This window comes from Enterobacter cloacae complex sp. ECL414, from assembly GCF_021869685.1.
GTDB lineage: Bacteria > Pseudomonadota > Gammaproteobacteria > Enterobacterales > Enterobacteriaceae > Enterobacter > Enterobacter kobei.
This window is the reverse complement of record NZ_CP091481.1, coordinates 232,283-248,422: the sequence shown is the minus strand read 5'-3', so window position 1 is coordinate 248,422 and position 16,140 is coordinate 232,283. Positions and strand designations below refer to the sequence as shown.

General features: G+C 56.1%; 13 protein-coding genes. 3 read left to right on the top strand and 10 right to left on the bottom strand.

Annotation, left to right across the window (positions count from 1 at the left end):
• Positions 1–119: 119 nt before the first annotated feature.
• From L3068_RS01135 to pgi, 5 genes are all read right to left on the bottom strand, one after another.
• On the bottom strand, positions 120–2,216 hold the full coding sequence (locus tag L3068_RS01135) for a YjbH domain-containing protein (protein WP_014882099.1): 2,097 nt from the start codon (positions 2,214–2,216) through the stop codon (positions 120–122).
• Positions 2,213–2,953 carry a capsule biosynthesis GfcC family protein gene (locus L3068_RS01130; RefSeq protein WP_014882098.1) on the bottom strand — a complete coding sequence of 247 codons (741 nt, stop codon included), beginning with the start codon at positions 2,951–2,953 and terminating at the stop codon, positions 2,213–2,215. Before L3068_RS01130 ends, L3068_RS01135 begins: the two co-directional genes overlap by 4 nt.
• Positions 2,950–3,588, bottom strand: coding sequence for a YjbF family lipoprotein (locus L3068_RS01125; protein WP_117581835.1), 639 nt, complete (start codon positions 3,586–3,588; stop codon positions 2,950–2,952). The genes L3068_RS01130 and L3068_RS01125 overlap by 4 nt, the downstream gene beginning before the upstream one ends.
• Before the next feature lie 63 nt (positions 3,589–3,651).
• Positions 3,652–3,894 carry an exopolysaccharide production protein YjbE gene (yjbE, locus tag L3068_RS01120; RefSeq protein ID WP_003860341.1) on the bottom strand — a complete coding sequence of 81 codons (243 nt, stop codon included), beginning with the start codon at positions 3,892–3,894 and terminating at the stop codon, positions 3,652–3,654.
• Between the two features lie 367 nt (positions 3,895–4,261).
• On the bottom strand, positions 4,262–5,911 hold the full coding sequence (gene pgi, locus L3068_RS01115; protein WP_014882096.1) for a glucose-6-phosphate isomerase: 1,650 nt from the start codon (positions 5,909–5,911) through the stop codon (positions 4,262–4,264).
• 373 nt (positions 5,912–6,284) lie between these two features.
• On the opposite strand from pgi, the gene lysC reads away from it, so the two are divergent.
• The 3 genes from lysC (at position 6,285) to L3068_RS01100 (ending at position 8,986) form a co-directional block, all read left to right on the top strand.
• Positions 6,285–7,634: a lysine-sensitive aspartokinase 3 gene (lysC, locus tag L3068_RS01110; protein ID WP_023331779.1), complete on the top strand. Its 1,350-nt coding sequence runs from the start codon at positions 6,285–6,287 to the stop codon at positions 7,632–7,634.
• 93 nt (positions 7,635–7,727) lie between these two features.
• Complete coding sequence (gene panS / locus L3068_RS01105; protein WP_045135510.1) at positions 7,728–8,672, top strand: ketopantoate/pantoate/pantothenate transporter PanS; 945 nt, start codon at positions 7,728–7,730, stop codon at positions 8,670–8,672.
• Positions 8,673–8,713: 41 nt separating this feature from the next.
• On the top strand, positions 8,714–8,986 hold the full coding sequence (locus L3068_RS01100; RefSeq protein ID WP_014882093.1) for a YjbD family protein: 273 nt from the start codon (positions 8,714–8,716) through the stop codon (positions 8,984–8,986).
• On the opposite strand, the gene rluF is transcribed toward L3068_RS01100, so the two are convergent.
• The 5 genes from rluF to metH form a co-directional block, all read right to left on the bottom strand.
• The gene (rluF, locus tag L3068_RS01095) at positions 8,987–9,859 is read right to left on the bottom strand and encodes a 23S rRNA pseudouridine(2604) synthase RluF (protein ID WP_032637776.1); all 873 of its coding nucleotides are present in this window, start codon (positions 9,857–9,859) and stop codon (positions 8,987–8,989) included. It lies immediately after the preceding gene.
• Between the two features lie 54 nt (positions 9,860–9,913).
• Positions 9,914–10,231, bottom strand: a complete 318-nt coding sequence (locus tag L3068_RS01090) for a CcdB family protein (protein ID WP_029740630.1) — start codon at positions 10,229–10,231, stop codon at positions 9,914–9,916.
• The gene (locus tag L3068_RS01085; protein WP_023331775.1) at positions 10,231–10,524 is read right to left on the bottom strand and encodes a type II toxin-antitoxin system CcdA family antitoxin; all 294 of its coding nucleotides are present in this window, start codon (positions 10,522–10,524) and stop codon (positions 10,231–10,233) included. The genes L3068_RS01090 and L3068_RS01085 overlap by 1 nt, the downstream gene beginning before the upstream one ends.
• 95 nt (positions 10,525–10,619) lie before the next feature.
• Complete coding sequence (locus L3068_RS01080) at positions 10,620–12,251, bottom strand: Na/Pi cotransporter family protein (protein ID WP_014882089.1); 1,632 nt, start codon at positions 12,249–12,251, stop codon at positions 10,620–10,622.
• A 116-nt stretch (positions 12,252–12,367) separates the two neighbouring features.
• Entirely contained in the window at positions 12,368–16,051 is a 3,684-nt protein-coding gene (metH, locus tag L3068_RS01075; RefSeq protein WP_032637782.1) for a methionine synthase, read from the bottom strand.
• Positions 16,052–16,140 lie beyond the last annotated feature (89 nt).

Sequence of the window (16,140 nt, the reverse complement as noted above, 5' to 3'; positions counted from 1 at the left end):
ATATTTTTTGTTTATGTTTTGTCCGCATTAGCATTCTTGCCGGTCGGCACTGCGTTTGCCCGGCCTACAAAAACACTCTCGTAGGCCCGGTAAGCGCAGCGTCACCGGGCAAACAAGCATCAGCGGAAGTTAACGTTCTTATCGCTGGTCATGTCATACAGCTGGAACTTACGCCCAAGCTGCTGGCCCCCGTCGCGGGTCAGCGGTGTCCAGCCCACTGCCGCACGGCTGCGGGTTGGGCCTGACGAGAAGAGATCCAGCGGAATCGACACATAGACCCCTTTAGTGAAGTCCCCTTCCCCGTACTCGTCCGGCGAGACGTTGGTGATGGTGGCATAACCGCCCACCACGACGCCGCTGTCGAAGTGTTTGGAAATATCCAGCGTGCCACCCTTGTCGCCCGCCAGATACTGGCCGACACTGGCTTTCACCAGTACGTCCTGCGCGAATGATGGTGTCCAGTAGGCGGTCAGATGGCCCGTTTTGACGCTGTAGTCGGTGAACTTCATCATGTCCTGCGCGCTGCGCCAGTCACGCTGTTTCACGTAGTTGGCATCAATCCCAAATGCCCAGTTGCTGTCGACAGGACGGTAAAGCACCTCTGCCCCTGCGCCACCGAACATGGTTTCCAGATATCCGCCGTACACCTGGCCGTAGAAACCGTTGCCGAAGTACTGGAAGTAGTTGGCCTGCAGGTTATTCACGTAGACATCGTTCTGCACATATTCACGAACGCGAGTTCTTACGCGCGGCAGTTTTGAATCGTTCGGCGGGTTGGTGTAGTTAAATTTGTCGTAGTTGTTGGCGATATTGCCGAACAGGCTACCGGTAGTCAGCAGATGGTCGGTGACCCACAGATCTGCCGTCGCCATTGCGCCCAGCTGATACATGTAGAAGTTTTCCGGTCCGCCAACGGACTGGTTCAGCACCGGATCGATATGGAAATCAAAGCGCGACTTGTCGATATACCAGCCTTGCTCGGTGGTGTCTGGCACGACCGGCTCAACGCGTTTTTGCACCAGCTCGGTTTCATGCCCGAGCGGCTCGCCTTCGAGATGGCGCTTGAGGCTGGCAACGTCCGTTTCCGTCGTCACCTGCGGCAGGTTCAGGCGGTTCTCGGTCACGCGGATCGTGCGGATCCCGTCCGGGAGATCGTTCATGACGATCCGGTTGGCGCGTTCGATCCCTTCCCGCGAGTCGCGGTATTTCACCTGCTCGCCGGTGACGTAAAGCGTGTCGCCCTTGGTCTGAATCTTCGGATCCGCCAGACCGGCATTGTATTTCAGCAGCGTCAGCTGATTTGCCACCACGGAGTGCTGCAGAATCGCATCCTGCGGCTCCGGCTGGTAGGCTGGCCGCGCGTTATCATTGTAGTGTGGCCGCATGTCGTTAAAGTTGGTGCGCAGCGTGAAACCAAACATCACGGTATTACCGCGCTCGTAGCTGAGGTTAACGTCGGCCCAGTCGGTGACGCGATAAATGGCGCCGACGTTAAACTTGCTCTTCTGCTCAATCTTCCCGGCGAAATCCTGAGAGTAGTCGTTTCCTTCGTACTCCAGCTTCAGGCGCAATGGCTGCCAGGGGGTCTGGTATTCCACGCCACCGAACAGCGAGGCCGGGCCATGGAACATCTGGTCGCCGTTGATGGAACCCGCTTTCTGGTAACTGTTATCGCGGTAGCAATATTTATCGCTGTAGGTGCAGAACGGGTTTTTGACGTTACCGCTGGTACCGAGATAGCCCCATCCCAGGCCAAGCGAGAAGTCGAACGGCCCCCAGGCCTTGCTGGCCACAATGTATTCCGCATCAAACAGGCCGGTCCCGCCGATATCTTTGGCCCCCACGGACACCTGCGGCATCCAGTAGCTCTCTTCCCACAGGCGCAGCTTGAGGTCGAAGGCTTTATCTTTGTAAGTCTGGTCGCCAGAGAACGCCTCGACGCTGCTGTACTGTTTCGTTCGCACATCGGTGTAGCGCAGCGTGGTTTCAAGCCACGGGAAAAGCTGTACCGAGGCGGAATAGTAGCGGTACTGGTCGTTATCGCGGTAGTTCAGACTGATTTCCCCTTCACGCGCCATGCGCGCGGTGGGCGTTTGCAGTAAACCGACGCCGCCGAAGTCTGACTGAGACGGGCCAATGGGTGCCGGATACGTTTCTGCATGACAGGCGGCGCTTACACAGAGCGCCAGCATGCTGTAGAGATAGGTTTTTTTCATTCTTCCGGTATCCGCTGTGTCAGGGAGTGAAGGATATCGGCGTTAAGCCCGTCATATGCCTTCGTCCAGAAATGGTCGGCAAAACCGACAAAAATGATGCTGCCAGGCATGGGCTCGATATGGCGTTTATTCCAGTAAGCTACCGGCGCTTTTTGCGTGTGCCCGTCAGGGTAAACGACCCAGGCGTAGCTGTTATCGGCACCGCTCAGCAGGCTTTGCTCGTCGAGATAGCTCACCACGTCGCGACCTGGCGTAAAGGGCTTTTTACCCGGGCTGCTGACAAGCCCCATCACGGTCACCGTCGTCGGTTTTACGGGCAGCCAGAGGGTGTACTCCCCTTCAAGGGTTGGGTTGCCCTTTTCCGTGACGCGTACTTCATCGGGATCAAGATTCACCTTCTGGCGGCCAGTCACCTTCAGCGCCTGAAGCTGCTGGCGAATGCTATTGATTGCTGCGGCATCGTCACCGTCTTCCTGCGCCGCCAGACCTGTCAGACGGGCAAGCAGTGCAAGATGTTCTTGCTCTGCCTTAATCGTTGCCTGACGCTCGCCGATCACCGCCCCCGGCCACCAGCTGTTGGCAAGCCTCGGCTGCCCGACGAGATCGAGCAGATGTTCAGCGTTGGTTAACGTTTTGGGTTTCTCGTTGTCCGCCGTGTAGACCTTCACCGTTCCTGCAGACCATGCCGCAGGGGTTGCAAGGCTCGCAATTAGCGCAACGCGGATAATTGTTTTCATGATTTTGCGGCCTTGATCAGCGTGGTTTTCACCGGGAAGAAACCGGCACCGAGATACTGCAGGGACTGACGGATTTGCCCTTCCTCGTCGATCCAGAAGCGGTTATGCCAGGTGGCCTGGTCGGTTGTTACCTCTTCATCCAGCACGCGTACCTGGGTTTCATCGCTCCCCACTTTCACACTGTCGGTGCCATCCCAGCGGAAGGTGGAATGCGCCATGGCGTAACGCACCTGCTTGTGTTCAGTCCAGCCCATCGTGCGCGTCCAGCCAGCGCCGTCGGTAATCTGGTTCGGCTTGATCAGCGGATCGGCCGCGATATTGTTCACCTCAAGCAGGTTGTCGCCCCCGAGCAGGGTTTTCACGATACGGCCATGCTGCGTCACGATGGTGGCCTGATCCTGCGTCACCCATTTCTGCTGCCCGTTTTCATCGAAAGCGAGCACCACAAACAGTTGCGGGCCATCATTAAGCTGCATGTACTGGCTGGCGTAAGGCATGTTCTGAAGTTCGTCATCGGTCAATTGCACGCCCGGCGTACCGAACAGGCTGTCCCACAGTGAATGACCCAGCCCTTTGGTGGTGGCTGAGCACGCCTGCAACAGCAGGCAAATCAGAATGATTGCAGGTCGCTTCACGACTCTTCTCCGAAGGGGCGAAATAACCACACCGAAGTGTGGTTATGATTAAAACACCCGGTCTTACTGGGTGCTGGTTGTCGTAGTGGTCGTGGTTCCGGTATTGGAGCCATCACCGCCACCGGTTGCCGCCAGCGCGACACCCACGGCTGAACTTACGGCGCTGGTGCTGGCTGCGGTAGAGCTTCCCGCAGACGCAGACGTCGCTGCCGACCCTGCTGCTTCCCCGACCTGGACCGGAGCTGCATAGACAGATGTCGCCGCAAGTGCAGATATGGCAAAAATGCCATACAGTACTTTCTTCATAACAATTTCCCTTCAATGAATGAATGGAGATTTGCCCGAAAAGAAATTCAGGCGGAATCGAGTATACACAACTAAAGCAGCGGGATTACCGTGAGGGGAAATAGGGAAGGGGTTTTCGGACTAATGGATAAAATCGAAATGAAAAGCAAATAATTAAAATATATAATAGCTAAAAATCAATAATTTATAATATAAACCCATTATCTTACTTCTACGTATTTTCTTAAAATAAACCGCAGCAATTAACGGGTTAACCGTCTTTTTCGGATTAAACTCACATCCAGAATTTGAGTTAACTAACAGGCATCAGGAATTATCCGATAAAAAAATGCCGGCATTTCGCCGGCACATTTTCATGATGTTTTAATTACGCGCGCCAGGCTTTATAGCGGTTAATCAAACCATTGGTCGAGCTGTCGTGGCTGGTGATTGCTTTATCGTCACCCAGCTCTGGCAGAATGCGGTTTGCCAGCTGTTTGCCCAGCTCAACGCCCCACTGGTCAAAGGTGAAGATGTTCAGGATGGCACCCTGAGTAAAGATCTTGTGCTCGTACAGGGCAATCAGCGCACCCAGGCTGAACGGGGTGATTTCACGCAGCAGGATGGAGTTGGTTGGGCGGTTGCCTTCAAACACTTTGAACGGCACAACGTGGTCCAGCGTGGCCGGATCTTTACCCTGATCGCGATACTCCTGCTCAACCACCTCGCGGGATTTACCGAACGCCAGCGCTTCAGTCTGGGCGAAGAAGTTAGACAGCAGTTTTGGATGGTGGTCAGACAGCGGGTTATGGGTAATAGCCGGGGCGATGAAATCGCACGGTACCATTTTGGTTCCCTGGTGGATCAGCTGGTAAAACGCGTGCTGGCCGTTAGTGCCCGGCTCACCCCAGATGATTGGACCCGTCTGGTAATCCACCGCGTTGCCGTTACGGTCAACGTACTTACCGTTGGATTCCATATTGCCCTGCTGGAAGTAGGCCGCAAAGCGATGCATGTACTGGTCGTACGGCAGGATCGCTTCGGTTTCAGCGCCAAAGAAGTTGTTGTACCAGATACCAATCAGCGCCAGCAGCACCGGCAGGTTTTTCTCAGGTGCGGTGGTGGAGAAGTGTTTATCCATCGCGTGCGCGCCGGAGAGCAGTTCAACGAAGTTATCGAAGCCTACGGACAGAATGATGGACAAACCGATGGCAGACCACAGAGAGTAACGGCCGCCAACCCAGTCCCAGAACTCGAACATGTTCGCGGTGTCGATACCGAACTCGCCAACCGCTTTACCATTGGTGGACAGCGCCGCAAAGTGTTTCGCCACGTGCTTGTTGTCGCCCGCGGTTTTCAGGAACCAGTCACGCGCGCTGTGGGCGTTGGTCATGGTTTCCTGGGTGGTGAAGGTTTTAGACGCCACCAGGAACAGGGTGGTTTCCGGGTTCACGTTCTTCAGCACTTCCGCGATGTGAGTACCATCGACGTTAGACACGAAATGCATGTTGAGGTGGTTTTTGTACGGACGCAGCGCTTCGGTCACCATGAACGGACCCAGATCAGAACCGCCGATGCCGATGTTTACCACGTCGGTGATCGCTTTACCGGTATAGCCTTTCCAGCTACCGGAGATGATCGCTTCGGAGAAAGCTTTCATCTTTTCCAGCACCGCGTTCACTTCCGGCATCACATCTTTGCCATCAACGATGATTGGCGTATTGCTACGGTTACGCAGCGCCACATGCAGCACGGCACGGTCTTCGGTGCGGTTGATTTTCTCGCCGGAGAACATGGACTTGATAGCGTCGGCAAGCTGAGTCTCTTTTGCCAGATCCTGCAGCTTTGCCAGCGTCTCTTCGGTAATGCGGTTTTTGGAAAAATCCACCAGCATCAGGTCGTCGAAGGTCGCGGAGAACTTAGCGAAACGATCGGCATCTTTCGCGAACAGATCCGCGATGGTGACGTCTTTCATTTCATCAAAATGTTTCTGGAGTGCCTGCCAGGCAGCGGTCTGCGTTGGGTTGATGTTTTTCATTAGCAATACTCTTCTGATTTGAGAATTGTGACTGCGGTCGATTGTAGCGCCTGCAAATAAAAATTGTGATGGTTTTTATGCCATTGCCCTGGCCTGCATCAAACACAGGTGAAAAGACCCGAAAAGTATAGCTGCTGAAGTGCCCTCCCGGGCGGCGAATTGTCGGTCAAAAGGGGGTAAAACGGAGCATAAAATATGGCCCTGTTATAAGTCCTGTTTCTCAGGGGTACCCCCCCATAAAAAATCCGCATAATCCCAGCATTGACAGGACCTCCCCCGCATTTTATTTATAGGGCCGTATTTTGCGCCTGCACCTGTTTTCGTTTCACTCTTGTGCCAAGGTCGCTTATTCATTCCCTGACACGAGGTTGTTATGACGAGTTTTGTGGTCGCCAAGTTTGGCGGCACCAGTGTGGCCGACTACGATGCCATGAACCGCAGCGCCGATGTGGTGCTGGCCGATCCGAATACCCGCCTGGTGGTGCTCTCCGCATCCGCTGGCGTGACGAACCTGCTGGTTTCTCTGTCTGAAGGACTGGAAGCGACAGAACGTTTCGTGAAGCTGGATGCACTGCGCAAAATTCAGTTCGACATCCTTGAGCGTCTGCAAAATCCAAACGTGATCCGCGAAGAAGTGGAACGCCTGCTGGAAAATATCACCACCCTGGCAGAAGCAGCGTCTCTGGCCACCTCCACCGCCCTGACCGATGAACTGGTCAGCCACGGTGAATTGATGTCTACCCTGCTGTTTGTTGAAATCATGCGCGAACGTAACGTTCAGGCGCAGTGGTTTGACGTGCGTAAAGTGATGCGCACCAGTGACCGTTTTGGCCGCGCTGAACCGGACGTTGAGATGCTGGCTGAGCTCACCAACCAGCAACTGGCCCCGCGCCTGGCTGAAGGCATGGTGGTCACCCAGGGCTTTATCGGCAGCGAAGCCAAAGGTCGCACGACGACGCTGGGCCGTGGCGGCAGCGACTACACCGCGGCTCTGCTGGGTGAAGCTCTGCATGCCACCCGTGTGGATATCTGGACTGACGTGCCGGGTATCTACACCACCGACCCGCGCGTGGTTTCCGCGGCGAAACGTATTGATGTGATCGCGTTTGAAGAAGCGGCGGAAATGGCCACCTTCGGCGCGAAGGTGCTACACCCGGCAACGCTGCTGCCTGCCGTGCGCAGCGATATTCCGGTCTTCGTGGGCTCCAGTAAAGATCCTAAAGCGGGCGGCACGCTGGTTTGCAAGAAAACGGAAAACCCACCGCTGTTCCGTGCGCTGGCCCTGCGCCGTCGCCAGACGCTGGTGACGCTGCATAGCCACAATATGCTCCACTCCCGCGGTTTCCTGGCAGAGGTGTTTGGCATTCTGGCGCGTCACAACATCTCCGTAGACCTCATCACCACCTCCGAAGTGAGCATTGCGCTGACGCTGGATACCACCGGCTCGACCTCCACCGGCGATACCCTGCTGACGCAGTCGCTGCTGATTGAGTTGTCCGAGCTGTGCCGCGTGGAAGTGGAAGAAAACCTGGCGCTGGTGGCCATCATTGGCAACAAGCTGTCGCGCGCCTGCGGCGTGGGCAAAGAGGTGTTTGGTGTGCTCGACCCGTTCAACATCCGCATGATTTGCTACGGTGCCTCCAGCTACAACCTTTGTTTCCTGGTCCCTGCCGATCAGGCTGAGCAGGTTGTGCAGAAACTTCATCAGAATTTGTTTGAATAAAATTCGTTAGCACGTTAAACAATATCGATAAGCCGGGCACAGACCCGGCTTTTTCATAACAAAACAACACGACAATACTGCAAGGAATTCACTATGTTATCCGTTATCACCCGGCTGTTCCCCTTATGGGCGCTGCTGCTCTCTGTACTCGCGTATTACACGCCCGCCACGTTCACCGGTATTGGTCCGTGGGTCGCCACGCTGCTGATGCTGATTATGTTCGGCATGGGCGTGCATTTAAAAATCGACGATTTCAAACGCGTGCTGTCGCGCCCGGCTCCGGTTGCTGCGGGTATCTTCCTGCATTACCTGGTGATGCCGCTCGCGGCGTGGCTGCTGGCGATGGCCTTTAAGATGCCGCCGGATCTCTCTGCCGGAATGGTGCTGGTGGGCAGCGTCGCCAGCGGCACGGCGTCTAACGTCATGATCTATCTGGCGAAAGGGGATGTTGCCCTCTCCGTTACTATTTCATCCGTTTCCACGCTGGTGGGCGTGATTGCCACGCCGCTGTTAACCCGCCTGTACGTGGACGCGCATATTCAGGTGGACGTGATGGGGATGCTGCTCAGCATTCTGCAGATTGTGGTGATCCCGATTGCACTGGGGCTGGTCATTCACCATCTGTTCCCGCGCGTGGTGAAAGCCGTTGAGCCCTACCTGCCTGCGTTTTCGATGGTCTGCATTCTGGCCATCATCAGCGCCGTGGTGGCGGGTTCTGCCTCGCACATTGCTTCCGTCGGTTTTGTGGTGATCGTCGCAGTCGTGCTGCATAACACCATCGGACTGCTGGGAGGATACTGGGGCGGGAAGCTGTTTGGTTTCGACGAATCCACCTGTCGCACGCTGGCGATTGAAGTCGGGATGCAGAACTCCGGTCTGGCGGCGGCGCTTGGCAAAATTTACTTCTCGCCGCTGGCGGCCCTGCCGGGTGCCCTGTTCTCGGTGTGGCACAATCTTTCAGGTTCGCTGCTGGCGGGCTACTGGTCCGGAAAACCGATTAATGCACAAACGAAAAAAGAAGCGGTGAAACAGGATTGAATTGCTTTACACTGAAGCCTCCCCCTCAGGAGGCTTCAGCAATGGCTACACCACGTTTGACCCAGAAAGACATGACGGAAGCCGAGCAGCGCGAACTGAAAACGCTTCTCGACCGCGCCCGCATTGCACATGGCCGCACGCTGACGAACGCCGAAACCAATCAGGTGAAAAAAGAGTACATCGACAAGCTGATGGCGGAACGTGACGCCGCGGCGAAGAAAGCCCGCAAACTGAAAAAAGAGCAGGCTTATAAACCGGATGCAGAGGCGACCTTCTCCTGGTCCGCCAGCACGTCAACCCGTGGAAGGCGCTAATCAGCGCCCTTTCTTTTTACGACCCGGCTGGGTAAATCGCTTACCGTTACCCGGCTTGCCTCGCCCTTTCTCTTCCGCCTGCGGCGCCTTCACCACCGGGCGTTTAATCGCCTGGGTTTTCGGCTTCGCCTTAGCCTTCGGCTTCGCTTCTGACGACGAGTTTTCGATAAGCCTGAACAGCTCAATCAGCTCGTCATCCGTCAAGTCACGCCACTCGCCCAGCGGGATCCCGGACAGGCTAACGTTCATGATGCGCGTACGTTCAAGCTTCGTCACTTCATAACCGAAGTACTCGCACATGCGGCGGATCTGGCGGTTTAAGCCCTGTACCAGGGTAATTCGGAACGCGAAAGGCGCTTCTTTCTTGACCTTACACTTCTTCGTCACCGTGCCCAGGATCGGCACGCCTGCGCTCATCCCGCGGATAAACTCGTCCGTTACCAGTTTGTTTACCGTAACGATGTACTCTTTCTCATGGTCGTTACCGGCTCGCAGGATTTTGTTCACCAGATCGCCATGGTTGGTGAGGAAAATCAGCCCCTGCGAATCTTTATCCAGACGGCCAATCGGGAAGATGCGGCTGCTGTGGTTCACGAAATCAACGATGTTGTCTCGCTCACCGTCTTCCGTGGTGCTGACAATCCCAACCGGTTTATTCAACGCGATAAACACCAGGTCTTCTGCATCACGCGGTTCGATGACCTGACCATTCACTTTGACCACGTCGCCAGGCACCACCTGATCGCCGATGGTGGCGCGTTTGCCGTTAAGAAACACGTTACCTTGTTCAATGTAACGGTCAGCCTCGCGACGTGAGCAGATCCCGCTCTCGCTAATGTATTTGTTTAATCGGGTTGATTGAGTTGGCAGCATAGTTTCTCCTGTGAAGGGCGAAATATACCTTACCTTGCGGCTGACAAAAAAGTGTTAGTAACCGTTGATCAAAAAATCGAGTGCATCCCGCAATGAGGCCCGGTTTTGAGTAAGATCGGCGACACGCTCGCCTAACTCTTTTGGCGATATGCCTGCCATCATGTGCATCATAACCACGCAGGGCTTACCCGCTATCTCAACGACAGGGCACACTTTCGCAGGCGGCTGAATGCCTCCCAGGTGGCTAAGCTCAACTGCGGGGGCGACCAGAACATGCTTCATCACATTGGCCACGGGATGCTGCATATTGATTAGCCAGGGATAGGCAGTTTTCCCCTTACCTTCATTCTCATAAGCAAAATATTGCTCCATCAGAACGACCTCTGAAAGTCACTAAAGGAGCCGTTTTCATCAACCCACTGGTTAATAGCCTCGATAGACGCTTTATTTTCTTCTAACCACTCTGCACGCTGATGTGCACGAAACTGCTCCTGCAATGCAGCCGTAAGTACAGCAGAGAGATTAAGTTTAAGCCGTCGCGCCTCTTCAAGGATTTCTGGTGCTAACGACACATTGACTGATTTTTTGATGCCATGAGTAGTGCGCATGAGAACCCCCATCGGTATGCGCATGAATTGGCGAAGTGTAGCGTAATAAACGAGCATTTTCTATTCCCTTAAAAATGTAAGGTCTGCAGCGTAAATGGCGCTTTATAAGGTGTCACGCCTCGCAAAACGGTTTTGCGAGGCGCTTTCAGAGATTAATACTCGTCCCGCTCGTCATCTTCATCCGGCTGTTCCATCACGCTATAGGCCACCGCGCAGAACAACGAGTTAAGACGCTTCATGTCCCCCAGCAGCCCCAGGTGCAGGGAGCTGGTCTCGATACTCTGCACGTTTTGCTGGTGAAGACGCTCAACGTGGGCGTGCGAGTAGCGACGGTTGAGGATGCGGAAGCGATGCTTGTTACGACGCAGGCGGCGCGCGCTCGGCACGTCGCTGGAGAAGAAGACCAGCATCGCCAGCTTCAGGTTGCTCAACAGCTGTTCGTGGAGCGCCTCCAGCTCCTTCAGGCCCTCAATGGAGAATGCCCGACGTGCTGCCAGTGACTTATCTGCAATCTCACTCCCCATACGCTCCACGATATCGGAGGCTTGCTCCAGGTTGAGCGACATCTCGATGATTTCTGCCCAGCGGCGAGACTCCTCTTCCGCCAGTTCATCCTGCGGAATACGCGCCAGATAGAGCTTAATGGCGGTATAAAGCACGTTGATATCGTCCGCCAGCCTGCGCAACTCTTTCTCTTCGCGCGGTTCGCCGTGCATCACCTTCTGCAGCCCTTCGAGCATGGTTTCCATCGCATCACCCATGCGTAGCGTCTCGCGGGCGGCATTCGCCAGCGCCAGCGCCGGGGTATCCAGCGCGGAGGTATCCAGATGCTTCGGTTTCAGGCGCGCATCCAGCTCCGGTTCATCCTGAATGAGTCGTTCGCAAAAGCGGGCCATCGGCCCCGCAAAAGGCACCATCGCCAGGCAGCGCACCAGGTTATAGAAAACGTGGAAATAGATCACCAGCTCCGCTTTCGGCAGCGAGAGGTTATCCATCAGGTTCGCCAGCGGGTGCACAAACGGCAGGATAATCAGGCTACCCACCAGCTTAAACAGCAGGCTGCCGAGCGCCACGCGGCGAGCCGCAGCGTTGGCGGCACTGTTGTTGAGCATTGCCAGCAGGCCAGACCCCAGGTTCGCACCAATCACCAGACATAGCGCCACCGGGAAGGAGATCGCCCCGGCAGCGGTGAGCGTGGCCGTCAGCAATACGGCTGCCAGGCTTGAATAGCTGACGATGGCAAACACCGCGCCAATCAGCGCGTCCAGCATGATGTCACCGGTCAGAGAGGCGAAGATGACCTGAACGCCGTTGGCCTCGGTGATGGGGGTGACCGCCTGCACAATCAGCTCCAGCGCCAGCAGGATCAGCCCCAGGCCAATCCCCACGCGCCCAAGCTGCCCGGCACGCGTCTGTTTGCGCCCGAGGAAGAAGATGACGCCAATGAAAATCAGCAGCGGCGACAGCCAGGAGAGATCGAACGTCAGAATACGCGCCATCAGCGCGGTACCCACGTCGGCCCCCAGCACGATCACCAGTGCCGGCGCGAGCGCCACCAGATCCTGTGCCACAAAGGAGGTGACAAGCAGGGTGGTGGCATTACTGCTCTGAACCAGCGCCGTGACGCCTATCCCCGCACAAAAGGCGAGCGGCTTCTTCTCAACGCTGCTGCTGAGAACGGTGCGTAAACGAGCACCAAAGACGCGCATCACGCCGGTACGGACGATATGCGTCCCCCAAACGAGCAGTGCGACTGCGGAGAGCAGATGTAACAGGGTCAGCACGGAAGATTTTCCTCCTTATCGTTATTCATTTTCCTTAGGTTCAGTATAAGGGTTTAAACGTAAGAAAGAGACAGGGCGCCCCATGAGCGCCCTGTTTGTTGTAAGGAAAAGTGATTTTAGTCGGCGTCGTAGCCGAGATTAGGCGCCAGCCAGCGCTCGACTTCTGACACGCTCATGCCTTTGCGCAGGGCGTAATCTTCGATCTGATCGCGCTGTAGCTGCGCCACGGCAAAGTACTTGCTGTCCGGGTGGCTGAAATACCAGCCGGAAACAGAGGCACCTGGCCACATGGCAAACGACTCGGTGAGTTTCATCCCCGTATGGGCCTCAACATCGAGAAGTTTCCAGATGGTGCCTTTTTCGGTGTGCTCCGGGCAGGCCGGATAGCCCGGCGCCGGGCGAATGCCCTGGTAGTTTTCGCGGATCAGCTCCTCGTTGCTGAGGTTTTCATTGGCCGCGTAGCCCCAGTACACCTTACGTACGCGCTCATGCAGATACTCAGCGAAGGCTTCCGCCAGGCGGTCGGCAATCGCTTTGACCATGATTTTGTTGTAATCATCATGCTGCGCTTCGTATGCCTCCGCCAGCGCATCCTCTTCAAGTCCGCCGGTTACCGCAAAGGCGCCGATATAGTCGGCTTTGCCACTCAGTTTCGGTGCGACGAAATCCGCCAGACAGTAGTTGGCGAAGCCCACTTTCTCCGTTTGCTGACGCAGGTGATGGCTCACGGTCAGCACATGCGTGCGGGTTTCATCGCGGTAGATTTCCACATCGTCACCCACGCGGTTCGCCGGGAACAGCCCCACCACGCCGCGCGGATTGAGGGATTTCTCTGCACTCAGCTTGTCGAGCATGTCATTGGCATCTTTAAACAACCGCTTCGCCTCTTCACCTACCACCTCATCCTCGAGGATGCGCGGATATTTGCCCGCCAGCGACCAGGTCATGAAGAACGGCGTCCAGTCAATGTAGTTACGCAGCGTTTCGATGCTGGCGGTGACATCCTGCACGCCCAGACGGTGCGCAACCGGCGGGGTATAGCTGGACCAGTCAAACGCCAGATCGTTATCGCGCGCCGCCTGAAGTGAAACCGGCGGCGTGCGCGGTTTCTTACGACCGTGCTGGATGCGGACGGTTTCGTACTCTTTGCGGGTGCGCGCCACGAAATCATCGCGCTGAGTGTCGGAGAGCAGTGCGGACACCACGCCTACGGTGCGCGAGGCGTTCTGCACGTAGACCGTCGGACCGCTGTAGTTCTGTTCGATTTTTACCGCCGTATGCGCTTTCGACGTGGTTGCCCCGCCAATCAATAACGGAATAGTGAAGCCCTGACGCTCCATCTCTTTTGCCACGTTGACCATCTCGTCCAGCGACGGCGTGATCAGCCCGGAAAGGCCAATCAGATCGGCATTCACCTCACGCGCGGTTTTGAGGATTTTATCCGCCGGGACCATTACCCCCAGGTCGATAATTTCGTAGTTATTGCACTGCAGCACCACGCCGACGATATTCTTGCCAATGTCGTGCACGTCGCCCTTCACGGTGGCGATGACCATCTTGCCGTTGCTGGAGCCTTTCTCTTTGCTGGCCTCGATAAACGGCTCCAGATAGGCCACGGCCTGCTTCATCACGCGGGCAGATTTCACCACCTGCGGCAGGAACATTTTTCCCTCGCCGAACAGATCGCCGACCACGTTCATGCCGTCCATCAGCGGGCCTTCGATCACCTCAATCGGGCGGGCTGCCTGCTGGCGCGCTTCTTCGGTGTCCTGCTCAATAAACTCGGTGATGCCTTTCACCAGCGAATATTCCAGACGCTTTTTCACGTCCCAGGAACGCCACTCGGCCTGCTGAACGTTGGCCGATTCATCCGTTTTGCTGCCGCGGTATTTCTCCGCGAGGTCCAGCATGCGCTCGGTGGCGTCGTCGCGACGGTTAAGGATGACATCTTCTACCGCGTCGCGAAGCTCGGCAGGGAGGTCATCGTAAATCGCCAGCTGGCCGGCATTAACGATCCCCATGTCCATACCGTTGCGGATGGCGTAGTAGAGGAACACGGCGTGGATCGCTTCACGCACCGGGTCGTTGCCGCGGAACGAGAACGACACGTTCGACACGCCGCCGGAGATTAACGCATGCGGCAATTCACGTTTAATATCTTCACATGCGCCGATAAAGTCCTGGGCATAGTTGTTATGCTCTTCAATCCCGGTCGCGACGGCGAAAATGTTCGGGTCGAAGATGATGTCTTCCGGCGGGAAACCCACCTCTTCGGTCAAAATCTTGTACGCGCGGCGGCATATCTCAATTTTACGCTCGCGGGTATCCGCCTGGCCCACTTCGTCGAAGGCCATGACCACCACGGCGGCACCGTAGCGGCGGACCATCTTCGCGTGGTGGATAAAGATATCAACGCCCTCTTTCATCGAGATAGAGTTGACGATGCCTTTACCCTGAATGCACTTCAGCCCTTTTTCGATGACTTCCCATTTGGAGGAGTCGATCATGATCGGCACGCGGGCAATGTCCGGCTCGCCGGCAATCAGGTTGAGGAAACGCACCATCGCCGCTTCGGCGTCGAGCATCCCCTCGTCCATGTTGATATCAATAATCTGTGCGCCGCTTTCCACCTGCTGGCGGGCGACGTCCAGTGCTTCGCTGTATTTCTCTTCTTTGATCAGACGTTTGAACTTCGCGGAACCGGTAACGTTAGTCCGCTCACCCACGTTCACAAACAGGCTGTCGTCGCCAATGGTCAACGGCTCGAGACCAGAAAGACGACAGGCAACGGGAAGCTCAGGCAGCTTACGCGGCGGCAGCCCGGCCACGGCGTTGCTCATGGCGGCAATGTGTTCCGGCGTGGTGCCGCAGCAGCCGCCAACAATGTTCAGGAAGCCAGATTCAGCCCACTCGCGGATTTGCGCCGCCATGGTGTCGGCATCCAGATCGTATTCACCAAAGGCATTGGGCAGACCGGCGTTCGGGTGCGCGGTGACATAGCATTCTGCGATGCGCGATAACTCCTGCACGTACTGGCGCAGTTCATCTGGCCCCAGGGCACAGTTCAGGCCAAAGGAGAGCGCTTCCGCGTGGCGCAGGGAGTTATAAAACGCTTCTGTGGTCTGGCCGGACAGGGTACGGCCGGAAGCGTCGGTGATGGTGCCGGAAATCATGATCGGCAGGTCAACGGCCAGTGCCTCGAACTCCTCTTTCACCGCGTAAATCGCGGCTTTGGCGTTGAGGGTGTCGAAAACCGTTTCAATCAGGATCAGGTCGGAACCGCCTTCCACCAGCGCTTTGGTCGATTCACGGTAGGCAGCGACCAGCTGGTCAAAGGTGATATTACGAAATGCCGGGTCGTTGACGTCCGGTGAGATTGATGCGGTGCGGTTGGTTGGGCCAAGCACCCCGGCAACGTAGCGCGGTTTGTCCGGCGTGCGGGCAGTCCATTCATCTGCGCAGGCACGAGCCAGTTTAGCCGCCTCAAAGTTGATCTCCGCCGACAGGGATTCCATCTGGTAATCCGCCATGGCGATGGTTGTCGAGTTAAAGGTGTTGGTTTCAACGATATCTGCCCCTGCCTCGAAGTAGGCATTGTGGATATCCTTAATGACGGACGGCTTGCTGAGCACCAGCAGGTCGTTGTTACCTTTCAGATCGCAAGGCCAGTCAGCGAAGCGTTCGCCGCGGAAATCGTCTTCACTCAGACGATAGCCCTGGATCATCGTGCCCATGCCGCCGTCCAGCACCAGAATTCGTTCATTTAACTGCGCACGCAGTTGCTCTACTTTGCTGCTCACACTTGCTCCCGACAACGCTCAACAAGGCCAAAAGGCTGCGTTCCATACTGGCACAATCTCGCAGGGTGGAAAAGTCACACAGCGGTAAC